The sequence below is a fragment of the Streptomyces sp. NPDC001381 genome (assembly GCF_042895685.1).
Classification (GTDB): domain Bacteria; phylum Actinomycetota; class Actinomycetes; order Streptomycetales; family Streptomycetaceae; genus Streptomyces.
In genome coordinates, this window is record NZ_JBIAWO010000003.1 from 651,406 (window position 1) to 674,680 (window position 23,275).

At 73.2% G+C, this 23,275-nt stretch carries 21 protein-coding genes; 7 read left to right on the forward strand and 14 right to left on the reverse strand.

The annotated features are described in order from the left end of the window. The gene (rocD, locus tag ACFY2L_RS16615) at nucleotides 1-1,221 is read left to right on the forward strand and encodes an ornithine--oxo-acid transaminase (protein ID WP_390658265.1); all 1,221 of its coding nucleotides are present in this window, start codon (nucleotides 1-3) and stop codon (nucleotides 1,219-1,221) included. A 6-nt stretch (nucleotides 1,222-1,227) separates the two neighbouring features. Here rocD and ACFY2L_RS16620 read toward each other — a convergent pair whose 3' ends face one another. The 4 genes from ACFY2L_RS16620 to ACFY2L_RS16635 form a co-directional block, all read right to left on the reverse strand. After that, nucleotides 1,228-2,421 carry a glutathionylspermidine synthase family protein gene (locus tag ACFY2L_RS16620; protein WP_390658264.1) on the reverse strand — a complete coding sequence of 398 codons (1,194 nt, stop codon included), beginning with the start codon at nucleotides 2,419-2,421 and terminating at the stop codon, nucleotides 1,228-1,230. Between the two features lie 13 nt (nucleotides 2,422-2,434). Next, complete coding sequence (locus tag ACFY2L_RS16625) at nucleotides 2,435-2,794, reverse strand: hypothetical protein (protein WP_390822654.1); 360 nt, start codon at nucleotides 2,792-2,794, stop codon at nucleotides 2,435-2,437. 143 nt (nucleotides 2,795-2,937) lie between these two features. Continuing rightward, nucleotides 2,938-3,744, reverse strand: coding sequence for a DUF3050 domain-containing protein (locus ACFY2L_RS16630; RefSeq protein WP_390822655.1), 807 nt, complete (start codon nucleotides 3,742-3,744; stop codon nucleotides 2,938-2,940). Nucleotides 3,745-4,276: 532 nt separating this feature from the next. Continuing rightward, the gene (locus ACFY2L_RS16635) at nucleotides 4,277-5,686 is read right to left on the reverse strand and encodes a PLP-dependent aminotransferase family protein (protein ID WP_390658261.1); all 1,410 of its coding nucleotides are present in this window, start codon (nucleotides 5,684-5,686) and stop codon (nucleotides 4,277-4,279) included. 47 nt (nucleotides 5,687-5,733) lie between these two features. On the opposite strand from ACFY2L_RS16635, the gene ACFY2L_RS16640 reads away from it, so the two are divergent. Beyond that, nucleotides 5,734-6,243: a carboxymuconolactone decarboxylase family protein gene (locus ACFY2L_RS16640; protein ID WP_390658260.1), complete on the forward strand. Its 510-nt coding sequence runs from the start codon at nucleotides 5,734-5,736 to the stop codon at nucleotides 6,241-6,243. 171 nt (nucleotides 6,244-6,414) lie between these two features. Here ACFY2L_RS16640 and ACFY2L_RS16645 read toward each other — a convergent pair whose 3' ends face one another. The 10 genes from ACFY2L_RS16645 to ACFY2L_RS16690 form a co-directional block, all read right to left on the reverse strand. After that, nucleotides 6,415-7,362: an ABC transporter substrate-binding protein gene (locus ACFY2L_RS16645; RefSeq protein WP_390822656.1), complete on the reverse strand. Its 948-nt coding sequence runs from the start codon at nucleotides 7,360-7,362 to the stop codon at nucleotides 6,415-6,417. A 1-nt stretch (nucleotide 7,363) separates the two neighbouring features. Next, complete coding sequence (locus tag ACFY2L_RS16650) at nucleotides 7,364-9,301, reverse strand: ABC transporter permease (protein ID WP_390822657.1); 1,938 nt, start codon at nucleotides 9,299-9,301, stop codon at nucleotides 7,364-7,366. Next, nucleotides 9,301-10,443, reverse strand: coding sequence for a glycine betaine/L-proline ABC transporter ATP-binding protein (locus ACFY2L_RS16655; protein ID WP_390658257.1), 1,143 nt, complete (start codon nucleotides 10,441-10,443; stop codon nucleotides 9,301-9,303). Before ACFY2L_RS16655 ends, ACFY2L_RS16650 begins: the two co-directional genes overlap by 1 nt. Next, nucleotides 10,443-11,972, reverse strand: a complete 1,530-nt coding sequence (locus ACFY2L_RS16660) for a GMC family oxidoreductase (protein WP_390822658.1) — start codon at nucleotides 11,970-11,972, stop codon at nucleotides 10,443-10,445. Before ACFY2L_RS16660 ends, ACFY2L_RS16655 begins: the two co-directional genes overlap by 1 nt. 39 nt (nucleotides 11,973-12,011) lie before the next feature. Further along, entirely contained in the window at nucleotides 12,012-13,532 is a 1,521-nt protein-coding gene (locus tag ACFY2L_RS16665; protein ID WP_390658255.1) for an aldehyde dehydrogenase family protein, read from the reverse strand. A 432-nt stretch (nucleotides 13,533-13,964) separates the two neighbouring features. Continuing rightward, nucleotides 13,965-14,954: a malate dehydrogenase gene (locus ACFY2L_RS16670; protein ID WP_390658254.1), complete on the reverse strand. Its 990-nt coding sequence runs from the start codon at nucleotides 14,952-14,954 to the stop codon at nucleotides 13,965-13,967. A gap of 516 nt (nucleotides 14,955-15,470) precedes the next feature. Beyond that, nucleotides 15,471-16,364: a helix-turn-helix domain-containing protein gene (locus ACFY2L_RS16675; protein WP_390822659.1), complete on the reverse strand. Its 894-nt coding sequence runs from the start codon at nucleotides 16,362-16,364 to the stop codon at nucleotides 15,471-15,473. Between the two features lie 132 nt (nucleotides 16,365-16,496). Then, on the reverse strand, nucleotides 16,497-16,946 hold the full coding sequence (locus ACFY2L_RS16680) for a helix-turn-helix domain-containing protein (protein WP_390658252.1): 450 nt from the start codon (nucleotides 16,944-16,946) through the stop codon (nucleotides 16,497-16,499). Between the two features lie 223 nt (nucleotides 16,947-17,169). Further along, nucleotides 17,170-17,646, reverse strand: a complete 477-nt coding sequence (locus ACFY2L_RS16685; RefSeq protein ID WP_390658251.1) for a DUF3017 domain-containing protein — start codon at nucleotides 17,644-17,646, stop codon at nucleotides 17,170-17,172. Further along, nucleotides 17,636-18,490 (reverse strand): bifunctional methylenetetrahydrofolate dehydrogenase/methenyltetrahydrofolate cyclohydrolase, encoded by an 855-nt coding sequence (locus ACFY2L_RS16690; protein WP_390658249.1) that lies wholly within the window; start codon nucleotides 18,488-18,490, stop codon nucleotides 17,636-17,638. The genes ACFY2L_RS16685 and ACFY2L_RS16690 overlap by 11 nt, the downstream gene beginning before the upstream one ends. Before the next feature lie 199 nt (nucleotides 18,491-18,689). Here ACFY2L_RS16690 and ACFY2L_RS16695 point away from each other — a divergent pair, with 199 nt between their 5' ends. The 5 genes from ACFY2L_RS16695 (at nucleotide 18,690) to ACFY2L_RS16715 (ending at nucleotide 23,262) form a co-directional block, all read left to right on the forward strand. Next, entirely contained in the window at nucleotides 18,690-19,283 is a 594-nt protein-coding gene (locus ACFY2L_RS16695; protein WP_390658248.1) for a hypothetical protein, read from the forward strand. 125 nt (nucleotides 19,284-19,408) lie between these two features. Then, on the forward strand, nucleotides 19,409-20,176 hold the full coding sequence (locus tag ACFY2L_RS16700) for an FHA domain-containing protein (RefSeq protein ID WP_390658247.1): 768 nt from the start codon (nucleotides 19,409-19,411) through the stop codon (nucleotides 20,174-20,176). Continuing rightward, on the forward strand, nucleotides 20,173-21,732 hold the full coding sequence (locus ACFY2L_RS16705) for a protein kinase (protein ID WP_390822660.1): 1,560 nt from the start codon (nucleotides 20,173-20,175) through the stop codon (nucleotides 21,730-21,732). Before ACFY2L_RS16700 ends, ACFY2L_RS16705 begins: the two co-directional genes overlap by 4 nt. A gap of 108 nt (nucleotides 21,733-21,840) precedes the next feature. Next, a complete protein-coding gene (locus ACFY2L_RS16710; RefSeq protein ID WP_390822661.1) occupies nucleotides 21,841-22,752 on the forward strand; it encodes a hypothetical protein in 912 nt (303 codons plus the stop codon). 39 nt (nucleotides 22,753-22,791) lie between these two features. Continuing rightward, a complete protein-coding gene (locus tag ACFY2L_RS16715; RefSeq protein WP_390658244.1) occupies nucleotides 22,792-23,262 on the forward strand; it encodes a hypothetical protein in 471 nt (156 codons plus the stop codon). Nucleotides 23,263-23,275 lie beyond the last annotated feature (13 nt).

Genomic DNA, 23,275 nt, shown 5'->3' on the forward strand with positions numbered 1-23,275 from the left:
GTGAGCACCACCGACGCGCTCCTCGCCGCCGCCGACGCGCACACCGCGCACATCTACCACCCCCTGCCGGTGGTGATCGCGACGGCCGACGGGGCCTGGATGACGGATGTGGAGGGGCGGCGCTATCTGGATCTGCTGGCGGGCTACTCGGCGCTGAACTTCGGGCACGGCAACCGGCGGCTGGTCGACGCGGCGAAGGCGCAGCTGGAGCGGGTGACGCTGACGTCCCGCGCGTTCCACCACGACCGGTTCGGGGCCTTCTGCGCGGAGCTGGCCGAGCTGTGCGGCATGGAGATGGTGCTGCCGATGAACACGGGCGCGGAGGCGGTGGAGACGGCCGTGAAGACGGCCCGGAAGTGGGGGTACCGGGTCAAGGGTGTTCCGGCGGAGACGGCGAAGATCGTCGTCGCCGGCAACAACTTCCACGGCCGTACGACGACGCTGATCAGCTTCTCCACCGACCCCGGGGCCCGGGCGGACTACGGGCCGTACACGCCCGGCTTCCAGATCGTGCCGTACGGGGACGTGACGGCGATGCGGGCGGCGGTGACCGACAACACGGTGGCGGTGCTGCTGGAGCCGATCCAGGGCGAGGCGGGGGTGCTGGTGCCGCCGGAGGGCTATCTGGCGGCGGTGCGGGAGCTGACCCGGGAGCGGGGGGTGCTGTTCGTCGCCGACGAGATCCAGTCGGGGCTCGGCCGGACGGGGCGGACCTTCGCGTGCGAGCACGAGGGGGTCGTACCGGACGTGTACGTGCTGGGGAAGGCGCTCGGGGGCGGGATCGTGCCGGTGTCGGCGGTGGTGGCGGACGCGGAGGTCCTCGGCGTGTTCCGGCCCGGGGAGCACGGGTCGACGTTCGGCGGGAATCCGCTGGCCTGCGCGGTGGCGCTGGAGGTGATCGCGATGCTGCGGTCGGGCGAGTACCAGGAGCGGGCCGCCCGGCTCGGGGAGCATCTGCTCCGCGAGCTGCGGGCGCTGACCGGCACCGGGCGGGTGACGGCGGTACGGGGGCGGGGGCTGTGGGCGGGGGTGGACGTGGCGCCGGCGCTGGGGTCGGGCCGTGAGGTGTCGGAGCGGCTGATGGACCGGGGGGTGCTGGTGAAGGACACGCACGGGCCGACGCTGCGGATCGCGCCGCCGCTGGTGATCTCGCGGGAGGACCTGGACTGGGGGCTGGAGCAGCTGAGGGCGGTGCTGGGGATCCAGGGCCTGTCCGGCTGACGGGCCCTAGAGGATCACGTGGGGCAGGAAGCGGGCGTACTCGTCGGTGATCAGGCCGGAGGACTCGCGGATGCCGAGGCCGGCCGCCTCCTCCTCCACGACCCAGGCGCCGAGGACGACGTGGTTGCCGTCGAAGGCGGGGAGCGGGGCGAGCTGCTGGTAGCAGCAGGGTTCGTCCCGCGGGACCGGTGCGGCGGAGGCGTCGGCCCGCTCGTGGATCGTGACGCCGGCGCCCTCGCGGCCGAGCAGGGGCTTGGCGACGTAACCGGTGGTGGCCGCCAGCTCGCGCGGGCCGTCCAGATAGGCGGGGAGGAGGTTGGGGTGGCCCGGGTAGAGCTCCCACAGGATCGCCAGCAGCGCCTTGTTGCTCAGCAGCATCTTCCAGGCGGGCTCGATCCACATCGTCGTGCCCGTGCCGCCGCCGTTGTCGAGGGTGTCGAGGACGTGGCCGGCGAAGCGGTCGGTGGTGAGCCACTCCCAGGGATAGAGCTTGAAGCAGCTGCGGATGAACCGGAGCCGGTGGTCGACGAAGCGGCCGGAGAGGCGGTCGAAGCCGATGTCCTCCACGGGGATGAACGCCGTGTCGAGGCCCGCCTGTTCGGCGGTCTCCTTGAGGTAGGCGACGGTCATCAGGTCCTCGCCGAGTTCGTCGGCGGTGGAGTGCGCGAAGTACAGGGGGCTGCCGGGCGGGAGGAGCGGGCCCTGCTTCTTCCAGGCGGCGACGAGGCGTTCGTGGAGGGAGTTCCACTGGTCGGCGCCCGGGAAGCGTTCCTCCATCCAGAACCACTGCGGGGAGGCCGCCTCCACCAGCGAGGTCGGGGTGTCGGCGTTGTACTCGAGGAGCTTCGCCGGGCCGGTGCCGTCGTAGCGCAGGTCGAAGCGGCCGTACACGGAGGGGAGTTCGGCGCGCCGGTGCCAGGCCTCGGTGACCGCGGCGGCGACGCGCGGGTCGGTGATGCCGAGGTCGGCGAGGCGGTTTCGCGCGACGAGGTGTCCGGCGGCGGCCAGGCACATGCGGTGGAGTTCCTCGACGGTCTCCTCCAGGGCCTCCACCTCGTCGAGGGTGAAGGCGTAGTACGCGCTCTCGTCCCAGTACGGGCGCAGGCTGCCGTCGGGGTGGCGGGTGAGCGGGTAGACGAGGCCCTGCTCCTCCACCGTCCGCTGCCAGCCGGGGCGGGGTGCGATGGTGTGGCGCTGCATGGCGTACCTCCGCTCAGCCGCCGCCGCTGCCGGAGCCGGAGCAGCCGAAGCCGCCCCGGTCGACGGCCTCGCTCCTGCTGAAGGTGCCGGAGTCCGCCCAGCCGTTGCTGACGTCGGCGTCGTAGTACCAGGCGGCGTCGCTCTTCCCGGCCGTGCCCGTGCCGGACTTCCTGCCCTTGCCGTTGGCCGAGGAGCCGGAGGACTTGCAGTTCTTGTCGGCGACGACCTTGTAGCCGTAGAGGGAGTCGTAGGTGTCGCGGTCCACGCAGCGGCGGTCCGGGTCGGAGCCGCAGGAGGTGAGGGCCGCGGCGACGACGCCCATGCCGCCGAGTACCACCGTGCTGGACCGCAGGCGCCTGCGCGCTTCCGCCATGTTCCCGTCTCCCCGTCGCCGTGCCGTCGCCGTGTCCGGCTTTCGCCTCGAAGGCGATTTCCGGCCGTCAGCCTAGAGAGTCGGTGGGCGCGGGTGCGACGCCGGGGTTCCCCGTCGGCCGGGGTGCGCCTGGGGGCCGGGGCTCAGGGCATGGCCTCCATGATCCCGTCCCACAGGCGGCACCTCGCCTCCAGCGCCAGCTTCACGGTGTCCACCGCCTCCTGCCATCGGGTGTCGTCGGTGCCGCACAGGTCGGCGACCATCTGGAGGGCCAGGGGGGTGCGCTCCTCGCCGTCGGCCTCGATGCGGCGGGCGAGGTGGTCGCGGAAGAGCGGGAAGCGGCCGGTGCCCTGCTCCTCGATCACCTGGCGGAACAGGTCCGGGAGCAGGTCCTCCCGGGAGAAGGCGAAGGCGGCGGCCCGGCAGTGCAGGGGACGGTGGGCGACGACGTCGAAGGTCGTCGTGACGAACGCGGCGGCCGGGGCCGGGACCCGGGCGACGCGCAGGGCCGCCGACACGTCGTGACCCTCTTCGATCAGCGCGATGAAGGTGTCGATGCGGGTGGTGTCGGCCGACACCTCGGCCATGGCGGCCCGGTACAGCTCGAAGTGGCTGGTGAAGCCGCCGTTCAGCTCGTCGCTCTCCTCGACCAGCACGACGGCGTTGACGAGCCTGCGGGCCACGGCCGGGTCGCGCGGCACCCGGGGCACGTCGACGCAGGTCAGCTCGTGCTGGAGCGACTTGAGGAGGGACATGGAATCCCACACCGCGAACACGTGGTGGGCCATGAACGTCTTCAGGTGTTCCCGGCCGGACATCCGCCGGTAAAGGGGGTGGGAGGCGACTTCTTTCCGGGCCGACCCGAGCACGGAACGAGCTCGTTCGATTCCCTCGACTCCCCCGATTCCCTCGTGCCCCTCTTCGGACAGATTCCAGCCGTACCTGGACATGCCGCTCTCCTTCGATCCGGAAGGCCGATCGTGCACTTCCTCCGGAGGGGCGGCAAGCACTTCCGGGAATCCCGGATGAATTACCGACGGTATCGGTCGACAGAAGGCACCAAGCGCAACCAAAAAACCGTATAGAGTTACGTTTCGGACAGTGGTGAGAGTATCGAAAAACTTCATTGAACCTTGAACGCCGCGGGTCGCCATTCCGTACTCGACGCCGGAGCGTGGTGCGTGAATATGGGCGCGGTTTTCCCGCCGGCGCTTCTGTTCAACAAGAAATGACTGTATCCACCGCTCCAGGCGCTGCGTGGGCGAGCGGCGATTGGAAGTGCTCGACGGTTTTGACAATGTCGTCGCCACCAGGGCATCGCGCGACCCTGGCCGACGTGGTCGACGATCCGTCCGCACGTCTGTCGGCGGCCGGGGTGCGGCCCTCGGAGCAGGTCGTCGTCCACAAGACGGCCCGGCCCGCTGAGCGGCGCCGGACTCTGCCACCAGCCGTCGGTCAGGAATGCGGATTCCGGTGGCGTGGTCAGGGGAATTCCCGGCTGCCGAAGGACAATGCCGCGCACAGCGCGTCGAGCGCCCCCGACCACGCGTGGTCCGGCGGGGTGCCGTACCCGACGACGAGGGCGTCCAGGGGCGCGGCGATCGCGTCGGGGCGGCGGAAGCGGGGGGCGAGGCCGTCCAGGGCGAGGCCGCGCGCGGCCGCCGCCCGCACCACCTCCCGCTCGGTGCCGGGCGGGAGGGGCAGGACGGCGTGCAGGCCCGCCGCGATCCCGGTGACCCGGATCGCGGGCGCCCGCTCGGCGAGCGCCGCGACCAGCGCGTCCCGGCGCCGTCGGTAACGGGTGCGTGCCGCGCGGACGTGACGGTCGTACGCGCCGGAGGTGATGAACTCGGCGAGCGTCAGCTGGTCCAGGACCCCGCAGGTGTCCACGCCGCCCTTGGCCGACGCCACCTCCTCCACCAGGCCCGGCGGCAGCACCATCCAGGCCAGGCGCAGGCCGGGCGCGAGGGACTTGCTGGCCGTGCCCAGGTACACGACGTGGTCGGGGTCCAGTCCCTGGAGGGCGCCGACGGGCCGGCGGTCGTAGCGGAACTCGCCGTCGTAGTCGTCCTCCAGGACCAGGCCGCCGGTGCGCCGCGCCCACGCCACGACGGCCGCCCGCCGGTCGTGGTGCAGCGGCACGCCCATCGGGAACTGGTGGGCGGGGGTGAGCAGCACCGCGCCCGCACCGGCCGGCTCGCCGGGGTCCGTGCCGAGCTCGTCGAAGGGCAGCACGGTCGTGCCGAGACCGGTCCGGCCCAGCAGCGCCCAGTGCTCGTCCAGTCCGTACGACTCCACGGCGACCGTCCGTGCGCCGCGCGCCCGCAGGACCCCGCCGAGGAGGGACAGGCCGTGGGCGAACCCGGCGCAGATCAGGACGCGTTCGGGGTCGGCGCGCACGCCGCGGGCGCGGGCCAGGTAGCCGGCGAGCGCGGTGCGCAGTTCGACGCGGCCGCGGGGGTCGCCGTAGCCGAGGGCGTCGTACGGGGCGGCGGTGAGGGCGCGGCGGGCGGCCCTGAGCCACTCGGCGCGCGGGAAGGCGGCCAGGTCGGGGGTGCCGCCGCGCAGGTCGTAGGCGGGGCGGCGGTGTGCGGGCCGGCGGGCCGCCGCGCCGGCCGGCGGGACCACGCTCCGCTCCGCGACCCTCGTGCCCGAGCCCTGGCGCGCGGTGAGCCAGCCCTCGGCGACGAGGTCGGCGTAGGCCTCGGCGACCGTGTTGCGGGCGACGCCGAGGTCGGCGGAGAGGGAACGGGAGGAGGGCAGCCGGGTACCGGGCGCCAGACGGCCGCCGCGGACCGCCTCGCGCAGGGCGTCGGTCAGACCCCGGCGCAGCCCCGGGCCGGCCGGTTCGAGATGCAGGTCGACACCGAGAGTGGCCCACGATTTCGCCATGAAACTGGACCATACCCGTGGGCTGCCCCGCTCCTAGGGTCGAGGGCATGACCACCGAGACGACGACCGGCGAACAGGTCCGCTACGCCCCCGAACACACCCCCCGGCTGCGCTGGGCCGAGCTGGCCCCCGAGGTCTACCAGGCGATGCGGCGGCTCGACGCGGCCGCCCGGCAGGGCCTCGACCCCAGGCTGCTGGAGCTGGTGAAGGTCCGCGCCTCGCAGATCAACCGCTGCGCCCTGTGCGTCGACATGCACAGCAAGGACGCGCTGGCGGCGGGTGAGAGCGTCGAGCGGATCGTCCAGCTCAGCGCCTGGGAGGAGTCGGCGCACTTCTACACCGGGAAGGAGCTCGCCGCGCTGGCGCTCACCGAGGCGGTGACCGTCCTGACGGACGGCTTCGTGCCCGACGCGGTGTACGAGAAGGCGGCCGAGCACTTCGAGGAGGCCGAACTGGCCCGTCTGATCGCCTCGATCACGGTGATCAACGCCTGGAACCGCTTCGGGGTGACCGCCCGGATGGCGCCGGGGCACCACCATCCGGGCCGGCACGGGTGAGGCATGTCTAGGGGGTGTTCGAAAGTCCTGTGCGGTGCCCGCGGTGTTCGGTGCGTGCCCTCGGCGTGCCGGACGAAGGCCCTCGTAGCGGAGCTGCTTGGGTCTTCGGCCGGTGCGGCGAGGGTGCGTGCCGGGCGCCGCGGGTGCTGTGCGGGACTTTCGAAACACCCCCTAGGACAGCCACTTCTTCCACGTCGACGGGTGGCTGTCCACCCACTTCCTCGCCGCCTCCGCGGGGGTCAGCTTCTGGTCGGCGATCATCAGCGAGACCTCGTTCTGGTCCTCGGTCGTCCACCTGAACTTCTTCAGGAGGGCCGCCGCCTCGCCGCCCTTCTTCGAGAAGTCCGCGTTGAGGTACTTCTGCAGGGGGGTGTGCGGGTAGGCGCAGGCCACCTTCTCGGGGTCGGCGTCGCAGCCCTCCTTGTAGGCGGGGAGCTTCACCTCCGTCATCGGCACCTTCTCGAACAGCCACTGGGGCGAGTACCAGTAGGTCAGGAAGGGCTTCTTCTCCTTGGCGAACTGCCGGATCTGGGTGATCTGCGCGGCCTCCGAGCCGGCGAACACCACCTGGTAGTCCAGGTCCAGGTTGTTCACCAGGGCCTTGTCGTTGGTGACGTAGGACGGGGAGCCGTCCATCAGCTGGCCCTTGCCGCCGCTCTCGGCGGTGCGGAACCGGTCGGCGTACTTGTCGAGGTTCTTCCAGTTCGTGACGTCGGGGTGCTGCTTCGCGAAGTACGTCGGGACGTACCAGCCGATGTGCCCGGTGACGCCGAGGTCGCCGCCGCGCACGATCGTCTTCTTGTCGTCGACGTACCGCTGCTCCTGGTCGGGGTGGCCCCAGTCCTCCAGGATCGCGTCGACCCGGCCCTGGCTGAGCGCGTCCCAGGCGGGGATCTCGTCGACCTGGACGGTGTCGACGCGGTAGCCCAGCTTGTGTTCGAGGAGGTACTGGGCGACGGCGACATTGGCCTGCGCGCCGACCCAGGACTGGACGGACAGGGTCACGGTCCGCGCCCCCTGGGCGTTGGCGAACGGCGAGGCCTGCCTGGTCATGTCGGCGGCACCGCAGCCGGTCAGCAGCACCAGGGCCCCGAGGACCGGGATCGTACGAACGCGCATGTCACGCTCCCTTCCTGGCGCGGCGTTCCGTCGGCTGGGTCACCCGGTCGAGCATCAGGCCGAGGCACACGATGGCCGCCCCGGCGACGAGACCGGTGGCCAGGTCGCCCTGGGCGAGGCCGAAGACGGCGTCGTAGCCGAGCGCGCCCCCGCCGACCAGGCCGCCGATGATGACGACGGCGAGGACGAGGACCACGCCCTGGTTGACGGCGAGCAGCAGCGCGGACCGGGCGAGCGGGAGCTGGACCTGGCGCAGCTGCTGGCCGGGGGTGGCGCCGAGCGAGCGCGCGGACTCCAGGGCGGCCGGGTCCACCTGGCGCAGACCCTGCGCGGTGATGCGGACGACGGCCGGCAGGGCGTAGACCACGGCCGCCGCGACGGCGGGCGCGCGGCCCACGCCGAACAGGGCGACGACCGGGATCAGGTACACGAACTGCGGCATGGTCTGGAAGACGTCCAGGACCGGGCGCAGCAGCGCCTCGAAGCGGTCGCTGCGGGCGGCGGCGATGCCGGTCGCGAAGCCCAGCACGAGGGTCACGGCGACGGCGGCGAGGACCTGGGAGAGGGTGTCCAGGGCCGGCGTCCACACACCCAGCACGCCGATCGCGGCCATGGCGAGGACGGCGGTGAGCGCGGTGCGCCAGGTGCCGATCGGCCAGGCGACGGCCGCGACCAGCAGCAGCACCGCCCACCAGGGCAGGCCCTGCAGACCGTCGCGGACCGGGTCCAGGACCCAGGTGGTGAAGTGGCCCGCCCAGTCGGCGGTTCCGCCGACGACCGGGACGCCCGAGTAGAGGTGCGCGGTCATCCAGTCGACGGCGCGGTTGACCGGTTCGGCGATGTTCACCGTCCAGGCGTCCGGCCAGTCGAGCCGGCCGGCCAGCCGTCCGGCCACGGCCGCGGCGACGGTGGCGGCGAGCGCGTACGCCCAGGCCGCGCGTCCGGTTCGCGGCATGCCGTCGCCGGCGGCGCCGGTCACCCGGTCCAGGACGACGGCCAGGAGCACGATCGGGATGCCGGCGGCGAGGGCCGCGCCCACGTCGACCGAGGCCAGCGCCTGGTAGACGCGGTCACCGAGGCCGCCCGCGCCGATGACGGACGCGATGACGGCCATGGACAGCGCCATCATGATCGTCTGGTTGAGGCCGAGGAGGAGTTCCCGGCGGGCCAGCGGGAGCCGGGCGGTGAGCAGACGCTGGCGGGCGGTCGCGCCCAGCGACTCGACCGCCTCCAGGACCCCCTTGTCGGCGCCGCGCAGGCCCAGCGCGGTGAGGCGGGCCATGGGCGGGGCGGCGTACACGACGGTGGCCAGGACGGCCGCGGGGACGCCGATGCCGAACACCAGCACGACCGGCAGCAGATAGGCGAAGGCGGGCAGCACCTGCATGGTGTCCAGGACCGGGCGCAGGGCGCGGTCCATGCGGTCGGAGAGACCGGCGGCGAGACCGAGGAGGGCGCCGGTGACGACCGAGGCGAGCACGGCGACCACCATCAGGGCCAGCGTCTGCATGGTCGGCACCCACATGCCGAGCAGACCGCAGGCGAGGAAGGCGGCCGCCGTGCCCAGGGCGAGCCTGAGCCCGGCGGTCCGCCAGGCGACGAGGGCCGCCGCCGCGCTGACTCCGGCCCAGCCCGCGGCCAGCAGGACGAGGTAGACGGCGCGTACGGAGAGCACCACCGCGTTGCTGAGGTAGCCGAAGAAGTAGAGGAACAGGGGGTGGCTGTCCCGGTTGTCGATGATCCAGTCACTGACGGCGGTGAGGGGCCGGGTGAGGTCGACGGTGAGCGTGTCGGGCCAGCTTCCGCTGGACCAGCGGGCGTTGGCGATGGGGACGAGGACGGCGGCGGCGAGGGCGAGCAGGGCGAGCTTGCGGAAGGCCTGGTGTTTCAGGGCCGTGGGGAGGGCGAGCCGGGGGGTGGGAGCGGTGACCGTTGCCATCAGACCACCTCCGGGCCGGCGCTCGGGAGTCGGGTCGCTTGCGCGCCCTCACGGGGTGCCGCCGCGCCCACCGGGGCCGCCGCCGGGGCGGGCCGGCCGCCCGCGGCCACGGTGCCCGCCACCACGCCGAGCAGTTGTTCGTGGTCCACGACCCCCACGCACCGGCCCGCGTCCACCACCCGGGCCGGTGTGCCCGCGCGGGCCACCGCCTCGATGGCTTCGGAGACCGTCGCGTCCGGCGGGACCGCCGGGCCGCTCGCGGATTCGCCGGCCGCCGGGGGGCGCATGGCGCGGCGGACCGTCATGACGTGTTCGCGCGGGACGTCGCGGACGAACTCGCGGACGTAGTCGTCGGCCGGGGAGCCGACGATCTCCTCGGGGGTGCCCAGCTGGACGACCCGGCCGTCGCGCATCAGGGCGATGCGGTCGCCGAGTTTCAGGGCCTCGGCGAGGTCGTGGGTGATGAAGACCATCGTGCGGCCCTCCTCGCGGTGCAGCCGGATCACCTCCTCCTGCATGTCCCGCCGGATCAGCGGGTCGAGGGCGCTGAACGGCTCGTCGAAGAGGAGCACCTCCGGATCGACCGCCAGTGCCCGCGCGAGCCCGACCCGCTGCTGCTGGCCGCCGGACAGCTGTCCGGGCCTGCGCTGTTCCATGCCTTCGAGGCCGACCTTGGCGACCGTCTCCCGGGCCCGCGCCCGGCGTTCGGCGCGGCTCACGCCCTGGATCTCCAGGCCGTACGCCACGTTGTCGAGGACCGTGCGGTGCGGGAGGAGGCCGAAGTGCTGGAAGACCATCGCGGCGCGGTGGCGGCGCAGTTCGCGCAGCCGGGTCCGGTCCATGGCGCCCACGTCCTCGCCGTCGATGGCGATGGTGCCGGCCGTCGGCTCGATCAGCCGGGTCAGACAGCGCACGAGGGTGGACTTGCCGGATCCGGACAGGCCCATGACGACGAAGACCTCGCCCTTGCGCACGTCGAAGGAGACGTCCCGGACGGCGGCGGTGCAGCCGGTGCGGGAGCGGAGTTCGGCCGGGGGCAGGGCGGACAGTGCGGGGTCGGCGGGGACGAGGTCCGCCTTCGGGCCGAAGACCTTCCACAGGTTGTTCACGGAGAAGACCGGAGTCTGCGTGGCCGTGGTCATCACGCACCGCCTCCGATCAGGTCGACGGCTCGTTCCCCGACCATGAGCACCCCGACCATCGGGTTCACGGCGGTCATGGTCGGGAAGACGGACGCGTCGGCGACGCGGATGCCGTCGAGGCCGCGGATCCGCAACTCCGGGTCCACCACGGCCAGCGGGTCGTCGACGGCGCCCATGCGGCAGGTGCCCGCCGGGTGGTAGACGGTGTGCGCGACCTTGCGGGCGTACTCGCTCAGTTCCTCGTCGCCGGTGATCTCCGGGCCGGGGCACACCTCGCGCTTGAGCCAGCCGGCGAGCGGCTCGGTGCGGGCGATCTCCCGGGCGAGCCGGATCCCGTCGACGAGGGTGCGGGCGTCGTAGTCGTCCTCGTCGGTGAAGTAGCGGAAGTCGAGGGCGGGTTTGACGGACGGGTCGGGGCTGGTCAGGTACAGGCGGCCCCGGCTGCGCGGCTTGGGGATGTTCGGGGTCATCGAGACACCGGACTCGGGCCGCTCGTAGCCGAGACGCTCCGGGTTGTCGGTGAAGGGGACCTGGTAGAAGTGGAACATCAGGTCGGGGCCCGGCTGTCCGGGGTCGCGGCGGACGAACAGGCCGGCGTCGGAGTCCATCGCGGAGTTCTCCGGGATCGGGCCGTGCGTCTCCCAGACGATGACCGACTCGGGGTGGTCGAGGAGGTTCTCGCCGACGCCCGGCAGATCGTGCGCGACCGGTATGCCGAGCGCCTCCAGGTCGGCCCTGGGGCCGATGCCGGAGTGCAGCAGGAGCCGGGGGGAGTCCACGGCGCCCGCGCACAGCACGACCTCGCGGCGGGCCCGGACCAGGAACTCCTCGCCGTCCTTCGCGCGGACGTGCACGCCCTCGGCGCGCGTGCCGTCCAGCTCCAGCCGGTACGCCCAGGTCTCCAGGAGGATGCTGAGGTTGGGCCGCTCGTCCATCACGGGGTGCAGATACGCCACGGACGCGCTGGACCGCTTGTTGTCCTCCGGGTGGTAGGCGAGGTCGAAGAAGCCCACGCCCTCGGTGAACGGCTTTCTGTTGAAGCCCTCCACGCGCGGCACGCCGAGCGCCGTCCGCGCCGCGTCGACGAAGTCGCGGGCGACGGCGTTCCGGTCCTTCTCGTCGACCGGGACGATGTTGTTCAGCAGCCGGGCGTAGTAGGCCTCCATGGGCACCGCGCCCCAGCCCTTGGCGCCGGCCTCCTCCCACTCGTCCCAGTCGGACGGCAGGGGCTTGAACGCGATGAGCGTGTTGTGGGAGGAACAGCCGCCGAGGACGCGGGCGCGGCTGTGCCGGATGTGGGAGTTGCCGCGTGGCTGCTCGGTGGTCGGGTAGTCGTAGTCGAGTTCGCCGCCGAGCAGGCCGGTCCAGCGGCGCAGGGTCAGGACGTCGTCGCGGCCGACGTCACTGGGGCCGCCCTCGATGACGGCGACGGTGACGTCGGGGTTCTCGGTGAGCCGGGAGGCGATGACGGAACCGGCGGTTCCGCCTCCGACGACGACATAGTCGTACTCGTTCGGACACGGGGACATGGCGGTACTCCTGGAGGGGCGTGAGCGAGCGGGGCGGGGTCAGCCGGCGAACCAGCGGACGGGCTTCGGCGCGAGGTTCTGGTAGACGTGCTTGGTCTCGCGGTACTCGGCGAGCCCGGCGGGCCCGAGTTCGCGGCCCACGCCGCTCTTGCCGAAGCCGCCCCACTCCGCCTGCGGGAGGTAGGGGTGGAAGTCGTTGATCCAGACGGTGCCGTGCCGCAGCCGTGCCGCGACGCGCCGCGCCCGGCCCGGGTCGGCGGTCCAGACGGCGCCGGCGAGGCCGTACTCGGTGTCGTTGGCGAGCGCGACCGCCTCGTCCTCGGTGCGGAAGGTCTCGACGGTGAGGACGGGGCCGAAGACCTCTTCGCGGACGACCCGCATCTCGCGGTGGCAGCGGTCGAGGACGGTCGGCTCGTAGAAGTAGCCGCCGGCGGGGCGGGATTCGCCCGGGTCGGGGCGCCTGCCGCCGGAGCGCAGGACCGCGCCCTCGGAGAGCGCCGACTCGACGTACGCCTCGACCTTGGCGCGCTGCTGCTCGGAGACGAGGGGGCCGCACTCGACGCCCTCCTCGGTGCCGCGGCCGAGGCGGATCAGGGCGGCGCGGCGGGCGAGTTCGGCGACGAAGCGGTCCCGGACGGACTCCTCGACGATCAGCCGGGAGCCCGCCGAGCAGACCTGGCCGCTGTGGATGAAGGCCGCGTTGAGCGCCTGGTCGACGGCGGTGTCGAAGCCCTCGGCGGTCGCGCAGGCGTCGGCGAAGACCACGTTGGGGTTCTTGCCGCCGAGTTCGAGGGCGACCTTCTTGACGGTGGGTGCGGCGGCCTGGGCGACCCTGGTGCCGCTGACCAGGCCGCCGGTGAAGGACACGAGGTCCACGTCGGGGTGTTCGGCGAGCCGGGCGCCGACGGTGTGCCCGGGGCCGGTGACGACGTTGGCGACCCCGGCCGGCAGGCCCGCCTCGACGAGCAGTTCGACGAGCGCGACGGTCGTGAGCGGCGTGATCTCGCTCGGCTTGACGACGAAGGTGTTGCCCGCGGCGAGCGCCGGGGCGATCTTCCAACTGGCCTGGAGGAGCGGGTAGTTCCAGGGGGTGATCAGCGCGCAGACGCCGACGGGTTCATGGACGACGACACTGTGCACGTCGGCCGAGCCCGCGTCGACGACCCGGCCGGGCGCCTCGGCCGCGACCAGGTCGGCGAAGTAGCGGAACGCGTCGGCGACACAGTCGATGTCGACGCGGCCCTCTTCGAGGGTCTTGCCCGCGTCCCGGCTCTCCAGCAGACCGAGCCGTTCGCGGTCGCGTACGAGAAGATCGGCGACGCGACGCAGCAGCGCGGCGCGTCCGGCGGCCGGGGTGCGGGGCCAGTCGCCCTCGTCGAAGGCGTGCCGGGCGGCGGCCACCGCCAGGTCGGCGTCCTTCTCGTCGCCCTCGGCGACCACCGCGAAGGGGCGTCCGTCGGCGGGGTCGAGGATCTCGCGGGTGGCGCCGGAGAGGGCGGCGCGCCACTCGCCTCCCGTGTGCACGGTGTCGGGTGCCTGCTGCTGCGTTCTGTCGACCATGGTCGGTGGTTGCCTTCCGTTCCTGTTCCGTCCCCCTCTGTCACCCGCGGGTCGCTCTCGGGGACCGCGATCGCCTGCCCCCGACTCTCGGTTGCATGCGCAATCGCGGCCGGAAAGTGCGGTGCGTCACGGGGGAGTCGGACATATCCGTATACAACGGACGGAAGGAAGCCCTCCGTCGGCGGCGGCCCCCAACCCGTGCGGCCTGCCGCGTCGCGACACGATCGGGCGACCGGTCTCGCGCGGACCGCTCGGGCGTCAACTCGCCCTTCAGCGACGGGTGTCCGGACCGGACCTCCCGTACGAGAGCGGGGGCGGCCGGGCGGACCGGGGAACCGGTGGCGGGACGAGCCCGGCGGGAAACGCCGCGGGCCCCCTTCCGGTACGTACCGGAAGGGGGCCCGCGGGCGGTGTCTCAGGGGCGGACGAGACTCAGATGAGGCCGAGGGAGCGGACCGCGTCGCGCTCCTCCTCCAGCTCCTTCACCGACGCGTCGATGCGGGCGCGGGAGAACTCGTTGATGTCCAGGCCCTGGACGATCTCGTAGCGGCCGTCCTTGGTGGTGACCGGGAAGGAGGAGATCAGGCCCTCCGGGACGCCGTAGGAGCCGTCCGACGGGATGCCCATGGAGGTCCAGTCGCCGTCGGCCGTGCCGTTGACCCAGGTGTACACGTGGTCGATGGCCGCGTTGGCGGCGGAGGCGGCCGAGGAGGCGCCGCGGGCCTCGATGATGGCCGCGCCGCGCTTGGCGACGGTCGGGATGAAGTCCTCGGCGAGCCACTTCTCGTCGCCCACGACCTCGGCGGCGTTCTTGCCGGCGACCGTGGCGTGGAAGATGTCCGGGTACTGCGTGGCGGAGTGGTTGCCCCAGATGGTCAGGCGCTTGATGTCGGCGACCGTGGAGCCCGTCTTCTTCGCGAGCTGGGTCAGCGCGCGGTTGTGGTCCAGACGGGTCATGGCGGTGAAGCGCTCCGCCGGTACGTCCGGGGCGGCGGCCTGGGCGATCAGCGCGTTGGTGTTGGCCGGGTTGCCGACGACGAGCACCTTGATGTCGTCCGCGGCGTGGTCGTTGATGGCCTTGCCCTGCGGCTTGAAGATGCCACCGTTGGCCTCCAGGAGGTCACCGCGCTCCATGCCCTTGGTGCGCGGGCGGGCGCCGACGAGCAGGGCGACGTTGGTGCCGTCGAAGGCGACGTTGGGGTCGTCCGTGATGTCGATGCCCTGAAGGAGCGGGAAGGCGCAGTCGTCGAGCTCCATGGCGGTGCCCTCGGCGGCCTTCAGCGCCGGGGTGATCTCCAGGAGACGCAGCCTGACCGGCACGTCCGCGCCGAGCAGCTGGCCCGAGGCGATGCGGAAGAGCAGGGCGTAACCGATCTGGCCGGCCGCGCCGGTGACGGTGACGTTCACGGGAGTGCGGGTCATGGCGTTCTCCGTATGACAGCTGTCGGTGGGGCGTCCCTGCCCCGGGTGGGACGTACAAATGATCGATCTCTTGGCATCAAGAGATCCGACCAGCGGTCAGGCTATCGCGCATCCGGGATCCCGGACGGCCGGGGCCGTGTGGCCCGTCCCACAGAGTGGTCACCTCGTGCGCGGGAACCACGGAAACGGCGGCCGCCGGTCCGGGAGAGGTGGAACCGGGCGGCCGCCGGGTGGGGGTACCGGGTCGTGCCGGACTCCCGTGGGGGTACGGTTCGCGTTCCCGGCACGGGTGCGGGTATTCCTCCGCACGCGGATTTTTACCCGTACGGAAGAGCCCGGGGTCCGACGGGCCTAGGGGGTGTTTCGAAAGTCCTGTGCGGTGCCCGCGGTGTTCGGTGCGTGCCCTCGGCGTGCCGGACGAAGGCCCTCGTAGCGGAGCTGCTTGGGTCTTCGTCCGGTGCGGCGAGGGTGCGTGCCGGGCGCCGCGGGTGCTGTGCGGGACTTTCGAAACACCCCCTAGCCGGTGCAGCCCTCCTCCCCCGAGGCCAGCACCGCGCACGCCGTCGCCCGGTCCGCGCTCCCCGCCGCGATCATCGGGGTGTACGCGATCGTCTCGGCGGACGTGGCGACGGTCCCGGACGCGCGGCGCGAGCCGACGGTCACCCGGACCACGTCCCCCGGTACGGCCTGCGTGACCCTGCCCCACACCGCGCCGCAGGTCCGGCTGTAGCGGACCTCGACCAGGGCCCGGCCGACCGGCGCGCTCCTCGCCGTGGTCGCGAGGCCGCCGCCGCACCCCATGGCCTCGGCGTCCTTGCCGGTACAGCCGGAACCCTGGCACAGCACCCCGGAGGGCAGAACGGCGCCGGCGCGGGCCGATGGCGAGGGCGTCCCGGAGGCGCCCGCGGTCCGCCGCTGCTCCCCGCCGCCGGTCAGCAGGAACGCCCCCACGACGACGGTCACCACACCGAGGACGCCGGCGAGGAACAGGGCCGTCCGCCCGCCGCCGGCCGCCCCCCTCCGCGGCTCCTGGGACGGCGGCGGCCCGAACTCCCCCTGCGGGGCGCGCGCCCGGCCGGGCGGCGCGGCCCCGACCGCGGGCCCGGCCCCGGCGTCCACGGTCCGGTCCCGCGGCGGCTCCGTACCGTTCCAGGCGCGTGCGGCCGGCTCCCACAGCGCGGTCAGACGGGCGGGCGGGGTACCGGTGATCTCGGCGAGGGCGATGACCGCGCCCTTGGGGGCGAGCAGCCGCCCGTCCAGATACCGCTCCCAGGACGTCCTGCCGTACCCCGTACGGTCCGCGACCGCCCCGAGGCCCAGCCCGGCGCGGTCCACCACCTTCCGCAACTGCTCGACGAACTCCCGCACCCTCGGGTCGAGTTCGTCCGGCAGGTTCCGCCGACGAGGCATGGATCCCCCCTTACTCCGCCAGTCCCCCCCGGGTCACGCTAGCGCCGATGTCCAGACGATTCGGGACACAGGCGAAAACTGTCCACGTATCGGCACGACCGGTACGCGGACGGGCGGCACCGGAACGGGCCGTCAGCCGAAGGCGACCGCTCCGCCGACCACGGTGAGCAGCAGGGCGAGCAGCAGCAGGACCGCGCAGAGGAGCAGCCGTCCGGCGGGGCGGGCCGGCGCGGGCTCCTCCAGTCGTTCCCACCAGGGGACCGTGGGGTCGTCCTCGTACTCGTCGCCGGGGTCCGCCGCGGCCGGGCGGGGCCAGGCCTCCACGGCCAGTTCCCAGCGCACGACGTGCCGTTCGGTGTCCGCGTCGGTCAGGCCCGCGACCCGGCACAGCGCGGCGACGGCCTGCCGGGGCGGCGGCTGGACGGCGTTGAGGTAGCGCTGCCAGGACGACTTGCTGTACGCGGTGCGGGCGCCGAGCGCCGCCAGGCTGAGGCCCGTGCCGTCCTTGAGCTGCCGCAGTCGTTCCACGAGGTGCCGTACCTCCGGCGGCAGCCCGTCCGGCAGCGGCTGCCAGGCGCCCATCCCGCCCACCTCCTCGTCGGTCCGATGGACGGGACGACAGCCGGCGGCCACCCGGTTCCCGGAGCGGGCGGGCGCGACTCCGGCACGGAACGGTCACCTCCGTGCCACAGCGCCCGGACAGCGGTTGAACAGGCGGTTCACCGTTTGGCAGCGTGGAACGCGCACGGCGGCCCGTCCTTCTCGGGGGAGAGGACGGGCCGCCGTACGCGCGGATCGCGGCCGCTCAGCTGCTGACCGTGAAGTGCAGGGTGTCCTTCAGGAACGGTATCTGCAGCCACGGGTCCGGCTGGGCCATCATCGCCAGCAGGACGATCACGGTGCCCAGCACCGCGTAGGTCACTATGTCGGTGAAGCGGGAGCGCACGGCGAGCATGCCGACGCCGGGCAGCAGCCAGCGCAGCACCGCGCCGGCCAGCAGCGCGACCCCGATCAGTATCGTGCCGGCCCGGAACTGGTCGAGCGCGGTCACCAGCAGACCGACCGCGACCAGGCCCGACACCGCGATGATGGGCCACTGGCGGGCGGCCAGGGCGTCACCCGACGCGGCCCTTCCGGCGCCCTCGGGGCGCGCGGTGTCCTTGGTGAAAAGGGGGAAGCGGCGGGTGTGGCGGCGCGCCACCCCGTCGGCGTCCACCGCGCTGACGGGGTCCCGTACCTCGATGTCGTCCTCGGCCTTGCCGGAGGTGTCCTCAGTCCGCACTGCGCTCCGCCGCCTCGACCACGTTGACGAGCAGCTGGGCACGGGTCATCGGGCCGACGCCGCCCGGGTTCGGGGAGATCCAGGCGGCGACCTCGCGGACGTCGGGGTGGACGTCGCCCACGATCTTCCCCTCGGCGTTGCGCGAGACACCGACGTCGAGGACGGCGGCGCCCGGCTTGACGTCCTCGCCGCGGATCAGATGGGCGGAACCGGCGGCGGCGACGATGATGTCCGCGCGCTTGAGGTGGGCGGCCAGGTCACGGGTGCCGGTGTGGCACTGGGTCACCGTGGCGTTCTCGCTGCGGCGGGTGAGCAGCAGCGGCATCGGCCGGCCGATGGTGACCCCGCGGCCGACGACCACGACCTCGGCGCCCTTGATCTCCACGCCGTACCGGCGCAGCAGGGTGAGCACGCCGTTGGGCGTGCAGGGCAGCGGGGCGGGCTCGTTGAGGACGAGCCGGCCGAGGTTCATCGGGTGCAGTCCGTCGGCGTCCTTGGCCGGGTCCATCAGCTCCAGGATGCGGTTCTCGTCGATGCCCCTGGGCAGCGGCAGCTGGACGATGTAGCCGGTGCAGGCCGGGTCCTCGTTGAGCTCCCGTACGACCGCCTCGATCTCCTCCTGCGTGGCCGTGGCGGGCAGTTCGCGCTGGATGGAGGCGATGCCGACCTCGGCGCAGTCGCGGTGCTTGCCGGCGACGTACTTCTGGCTGCCGGGGTCGTCCCCGACCAGGATCGTGCCGAGCCCGGGCGTCACGCCCTTCTCCTTCAGCGCCGCCACGCGGGCGGTCAGCTCGGACTTGATCTCGGCTGCGGTGGCCTTGCCATCGAGAATCTGGGCGGTCATGACCCCATCCTCCCGGATGACGGGCCCCCGGTACCAATCCGGGACCCGAATGCGGCTGGACAAGAAACCGGCCATTGCAGAACGATTGGGGCCACAGTGCCGCGGGCAGTACCGGGGGGACGCACCGCACTCTGATCTTCCTCCGCAGTGGGCCGCCCGTCGTCCCCCGCACTCGTTCACCGACGGAGGAAGTGACGCCATGAGTTTCGGCGACCCGAACAACCCCTACGGCCCGCCCCAGCAGCCCCAGCCCGGCCAGCCGCCGCAGCAGCCCGGCTACGGCTACCCCACCGCTCCGCAGGGCCAGCCCGGCTACCACTACCCGCAGGCGCCGCCGGTCCCCCAGGGCTACGGCTACGGCTACGGCGCGCCGATGCAGATGCCGGGCATCGTGCAGACCGCGCGGGTGCTGCTGTTCGTCCTCGCGGGCTTCCAGTTCCTGGCCGCGGTGATCTTCGGCATCCTCATCGGGGTCGCGGGCTCGTCGGACTCCCTGGACGACAGCGGCGACGCGGCGGCCGGCGTGGTGGCCCTGGTCGCGCTGCTGATGCTGGCGCTCGGCAGCCTGTCGGTCTTCCTCGGCGTGAAGATGCGGAACGGCCGCGGCGGCATCCGCGTCACGACGATGGTCTACGCGTCCCTGATGATCCTGGGCAGCGTCGTCAACATCGTCAGGGGCGCCATGGCAACGGGTGCGGGCGCCTTCGGCGGCGTCATCTCGCTCGCCTTCGGCATCACCATCCTCTCGGCGATGATCAGCGGCGGAGCCTGGTTCAGCCGGCCCCGCCACTGACCCGTCCGCACCGCGACGGGCGTCTTCTCGCCATTCCTCGCCGGGGCCGTGTCGTGTCGTGACACGGCCCCGTCCCGTCGCCCACTCTGGGGCGGTAACCGCGGGTGGCCACCAGGAGACACACCGTGTACAGCATCATCGTCGTACCTCCGCCGGAACCCGGGCACGGGCCGGGCGGCCTCGAGCGCCAACTCCGGCTCGCCTCCGGTGAACGGCTGAGCTTCGGGCGCTCGGCCGGCGCCGACGGCCTGCGGATCCCGCACGAGGGCGTCTCACGGCGGGCGGGCGAGATCGCCGCGCGGGGCGCGTTCTGGACCCTGAGCAACTTCAGCCGCGGTCAGACGTACGTCGTGGAGAACCCGGAGGGCGCGGGCGAGCACATCAAGGTCGCGCCGGGCCGGCTGGACGCGCCCGTCCCCTTCGAGTTCGCCCGGATGGTGCTGCCCGCGGCGGGCGACCTGCTGGCGGTCGAGGTGTGGGCGCCGCGCCACGACTACCTGGGGACGACGTCGGGTCTGGACGGCGCCACCACGGCGCCCGCGTTCTCCCTGGACCGCACCAAGCGCTACTTCGCGGTCCTCGCCGCCCTGTGCGAGCCGCGGCTGCGCGGCGCACCGCACGCCCCGCTGCCCACCGTCGACCAGGTCGTCGCCCGGCTGCGGCCCGGCTGGCCCGCCGCCTCCCGGACCTCGGTGCAGTGGAACATCGACTACCTGGCCGTGAAACTGCGCCTGAAACCCGGCCCCGAGACCGCGGACCCGGGCCCCCGCCTCAACGGCAAGAAGGAGGCGCTGGTCTCCCTGGCACTCCGCTTCGACCTGGTGCGGGAGGACGACCTCGGCGTCCTGGCCGCGCCGCCGGCCCCGTCGGCCGGGCCGGCGGCCGTGCGGTGACCGAGGCCTACGCCGTCCGGGTGCCCCGGGGCTACCGGGTCGGACGCTGGGAGGTGCGGGAGCCGATCGCGACCGGGGCGTTCGGCAGCGTGTACGCGGCGCGGCGGCGCCCCGACGACAACGATGCCGGACCGCCCGACCTGCCCGGACGCGCCGCCCTCAAGTTCCTGCCCACCGGCACCCGCACCCCCCGCCAGCTCACCCATCTGCGGGAACTCGCCGAGCGGGAGCTGGAGTTGCTGAGCCGCCTGACCAGTCCCCGGCTCGTCCGCCTCTACGAGGCCCTCACCGTGGACGACCCGTCGCACCCCGAACTCGACGGCGCCACCGTCCTGGTGCTGGAGAAGGCCGAGGACTCCCTGTCGGCGCTGCTGGGGCGGACGCCCGTGCCCGCGGCCGGTCCCGCGCTGCTCGCCCAGGTCTGCGCGGGCCTGGCCCAGCTGCACCGGGCGGGCTGGGTGCACGGCGACCTCAAACCCGCCAACGTGCTGCTGATGGCGGACGGTTCGGCCCGCCTCGCCGACTTCAACATGGCCGCCGAACTGGAGGGCACCCACGGCTACACCCCCGCCTTCTCCACCCCCGACTACACCCCGCCCGAGCTGCTGTGGGCCGAGATCGGCGAACGCGGCCGCCGGATCCGGCCCTCGGCGGACGTCTGGGCGTTCGGCGTCCTCGCCCACCTCGTCCTCACCGGCTCCTTCCCGCTGCCCGGCAGCACCCCCACCGTCCGCCGCGACGCGGCCGTCGCCTACGCCCGTGGCACCGAGGTACTGCGGCTGTCCCCCGAACTCCCCTCCGCCTGGCGGGAGATCGTCGGGGCCTGTCTGACCCGCACGCACACCGACCGGATCGGCACGGAGGCCCTGCTGCGCCGGGTGGAGACGGTCACCGCGACGTCCCCCACCGGTGCGCGGTTCCGCCGCCCGTCCCGCCGTACGACCGTCCTGGGCGCCGCCCTCGCCACCGCCTCCGTGGCGGCCCTCGGGTACGGCATCGCCACCTGGGCCGGTGACGGCGCCGCCGGGGACGCGAAGGGCCGGGGCGCGCCGGTGAACGGCGCCGCGCTGTACGGCGCCGAGGACCTCCGTACAGACAAGGGCGTACCCGCCGCGTACCGCCTGCTGATCGTCGAGACGGCGCACGACTGCGACCAGCCGGCCGTCACCGCCCCGCTGATCGCGGCCATGCTGAAGGTGGAGAGCGACTTCGACCCGGACCTCTCCGATCCCGCCCTGGACGAGTACGGCATCGCCCGCTGGACCCCGCGCGTGCTGCGCTGGTGGATGAACGAGGACGGCACCCCCGGGGAGACCGTCCCGTCGCCTCCCTTCCCGCCGGCCGAGTCGATCCCGGCGATGGGCCGCTACCTCTGCTGGATCGCGCCGCGCCTGTCCGCCGGCCTCCCCGGCGACCGGCGGGTCCTGGTCGCCGCCGCCTACCGGACGTCCTGGAGCGTGGTGAACAAGGCCGGCGGCGTGCCCGGGCCGTACCGCGCCTACGCCGCGCAGGTCGCCCACTGGCTCCAGGAGTACACGCCCCCGGGCCGGAAGTGACCCTCAGAGGTCCGAGGTACCCCTCGTCCCCGGACTGCCCGATGGTGTGAGTGCCGCACCGGAGACGGGCGGCGACGGGGAACCACAGGGGGAACGGGGGAACGTCCCATGAAGCGCGCACTTGCCTCGCTGTGCGCGGTCGCGGCGCTGACGGGGGCCGCCGCGACCGGATGCGGGCACGGCTCGGATCCCGCCGGGCGGGGCCGGCCCGAGCCGCTGACCTGGCAGCAGGAGCTGCGCGTCACCGACGCCCAGCAGCGCTTGACGGCCCGGTGCATGGCCCGCCACGGCTTCACGTACTGGGAGGACCGCACCCTCACCCTGCGGGAGAACATGCCGGTGCGGTACGTGCAGGACGACGTGGCGTGGGCACGGGCCCACGGGTACGGCGGCCGGATCGGCGCCCGCCAGGAACGGCTGCGGCTGCACCACCCGCTCGCCGCGTACCGGCGGGGGCTGTCCGCCGCCCGCCGGGCCGCCTTCGACGAGGCGCTCGACGGAGGCGCCCGGGTCAGGATCCTGTCGGCCACGCTGCCGGGCAGCGGACGCGAGGTCCGCAAGCGCCTCGGCGGCTGCACGGAAGAGGCCGAGCGGGCTCTCTACGGGGACCCCGGCCGGTGGTTCCGGGTCTCCAAGACCGCCACCGGTCTGAACGCCCTGTACGCCGGCGACCTGATGCGCGACCGGCGGCTGACCGCGGCGGTGGCCGCCTGGTCACGGTGCATGGGCACGTCGGGTCCGGCCTACGCGGACCCGCAGGCGGCCCGGGACGCGATGCGGCAGAACACCGCGCGTCTCGGACCGGCCCGCGCCGACGAGGCGTTCGCCGCCGAGCGCGCGACCGCCGTCGCCGACGCCGGATGCGCCCGCTCCGTCTCCCTGCGGTCCGTGGCCACGGACCGCGAGGCCCACTACGTCGACCGGCTTCCTGACCGGTACGACGAGGCGCTGGACACCTACCGGCGCCTCCAGCGGCAGGCGTACGACCGCGCGGTACGGATCGTGCCGCAGCGCGCCTGACGTGGTGCGACAGATTCAACGAAACGAGGGGAAGACACCATGCGCAAGTTCGCCATCACGGCAGCGGTCCTCGGACTGACCGCGCTCGGGCTGAGCGTGCCCGCGACGGCCGCCCAGGCGGCCGAGACCGGCACCCGGGCCACCGTCTGCAACAGCAAGTGGCCGGGCCGCAACGGAAACGTCTACGCCTGGCAGGACCTCGACTGCACCGGCACCCTGCTCGGGGCGACCGCGGGCGACGACGACGACTGGAACGCCGCGGGCGGCGGGTTCCAGGGCGCCTGGGACACGGCGACGTCCGTCATGAACGCCGGCTTCACCGGCGGCCGGGACGTGGTCAAGTTCTGGTCGCTGACCGGGTACCGGGGCGGCTACGGCTGTCTGTCCCCGAACGAGTACTTCGCGGACAACCTGACCGACAACACCCTCAGCAACGGCGTGGGCGCCAACGACCAGTTCCGCTCCCACGAGTGGGTCACCGCGAGCCAGTGCGGGGTCTGGCTGACCTGAGCGGACGGAGGCG

What these genes read in the sequence shown, in the direction of transcription:
- ACFY2L_RS16710 (WP_390822661.1), top strand. Translation starts at nt 21,841, where the DNA reads ATGAAGCGCGCACTTGCCTCGCTGTGCGCGGTCGCGGCGCTGACGGGG.
- ACFY2L_RS16670 (WP_390658254.1), bottom strand. Translation starts at nt 14,954, where the DNA reads ATGACCCGCACTCCCGTGAACGTCACCGTCACCGGCGCGGCCGGCCAG.
- ACFY2L_RS16635 (WP_390658261.1), bottom strand. Translation starts at nt 5,686, where the DNA reads ATGGCGAAATCGTGGGCCACTCTCGGTGTCGACCTGCATCTCGAACCG.
- ACFY2L_RS16650 (WP_390822657.1), bottom strand. Translation starts at nt 9,301, where the DNA reads ATGGCAACGGTCACCGCTCCCACCCCCCGGCTCGCCCTCCCCACGGCC.
- ACFY2L_RS16695 (WP_390658248.1), top strand. Translation starts at nt 18,690, where the DNA reads ATGAGTTTCGGCGACCCGAACAACCCCTACGGCCCGCCCCAGCAGCCC.
- ACFY2L_RS16625 (WP_390822654.1), bottom strand. Translation starts at nt 2,794, where the DNA reads ATGGCGGAAGCGCGCAGGCGCCTGCGGTCCAGCACGGTGGTACTCGGC.
- ACFY2L_RS16620 (WP_390658264.1), bottom strand. Translation starts at nt 2,421, where the DNA reads ATGCAGCGCCACACCATCGCACCCCGCCCCGGCTGGCAGCGGACGGTG.
- ACFY2L_RS16640 (WP_390658260.1), top strand. Translation starts at nt 5,734, where the DNA reads ATGACCACCGAGACGACGACCGGCGAACAGGTCCGCTACGCCCCCGAA.
- ACFY2L_RS16655 (WP_390658257.1), bottom strand. Translation starts at nt 10,443, where the DNA reads ATGACCACGGCCACGCAGACTCCGGTCTTCTCCGTGAACAACCTGTGG.
- ACFY2L_RS16680 (WP_390658252.1), bottom strand. Translation starts at nt 16,946, where the DNA reads ATGGGCGCCTGGCAGCCGCTGCCGGACGGGCTGCCGCCGGAGGTACGG.
- ACFY2L_RS16660 (WP_390822658.1), bottom strand. Translation starts at nt 11,972, where the DNA reads ATGTCCCCGTGTCCGAACGAGTACGACTATGTCGTCGTCGGAGGCGGA.
- ACFY2L_RS16690 (WP_390658249.1), bottom strand. Translation starts at nt 18,490, where the DNA reads ATGACCGCCCAGATTCTCGATGGCAAGGCCACCGCAGCCGAGATCAAG.
- ACFY2L_RS16675 (WP_390822659.1), bottom strand. Translation starts at nt 16,364, where the DNA reads ATGCCTCGTCGGCGGAACCTGCCGGACGAACTCGACCCGAGGGTGCGG.
- ACFY2L_RS16665 (WP_390658255.1), bottom strand. Translation starts at nt 13,532, where the DNA reads ATGGTCGACAGAACGCAGCAGCAGGCACCCGACACCGTGCACACGGGA.
- ACFY2L_RS16630 (WP_390822655.1), bottom strand. Translation starts at nt 3,744, where the DNA reads ATGTCCAGGTACGGCTGGAATCTGTCCGAAGAGGGGCACGAGGGAATC.
- ACFY2L_RS16715 (WP_390658244.1), top strand. Translation starts at nt 22,792, where the DNA reads ATGCGCAAGTTCGCCATCACGGCAGCGGTCCTCGGACTGACCGCGCTC.
- ACFY2L_RS16645 (WP_390822656.1), bottom strand. Translation starts at nt 7,362, where the DNA reads ATGCGCGTTCGTACGATCCCGGTCCTCGGGGCCCTGGTGCTGCTGACC.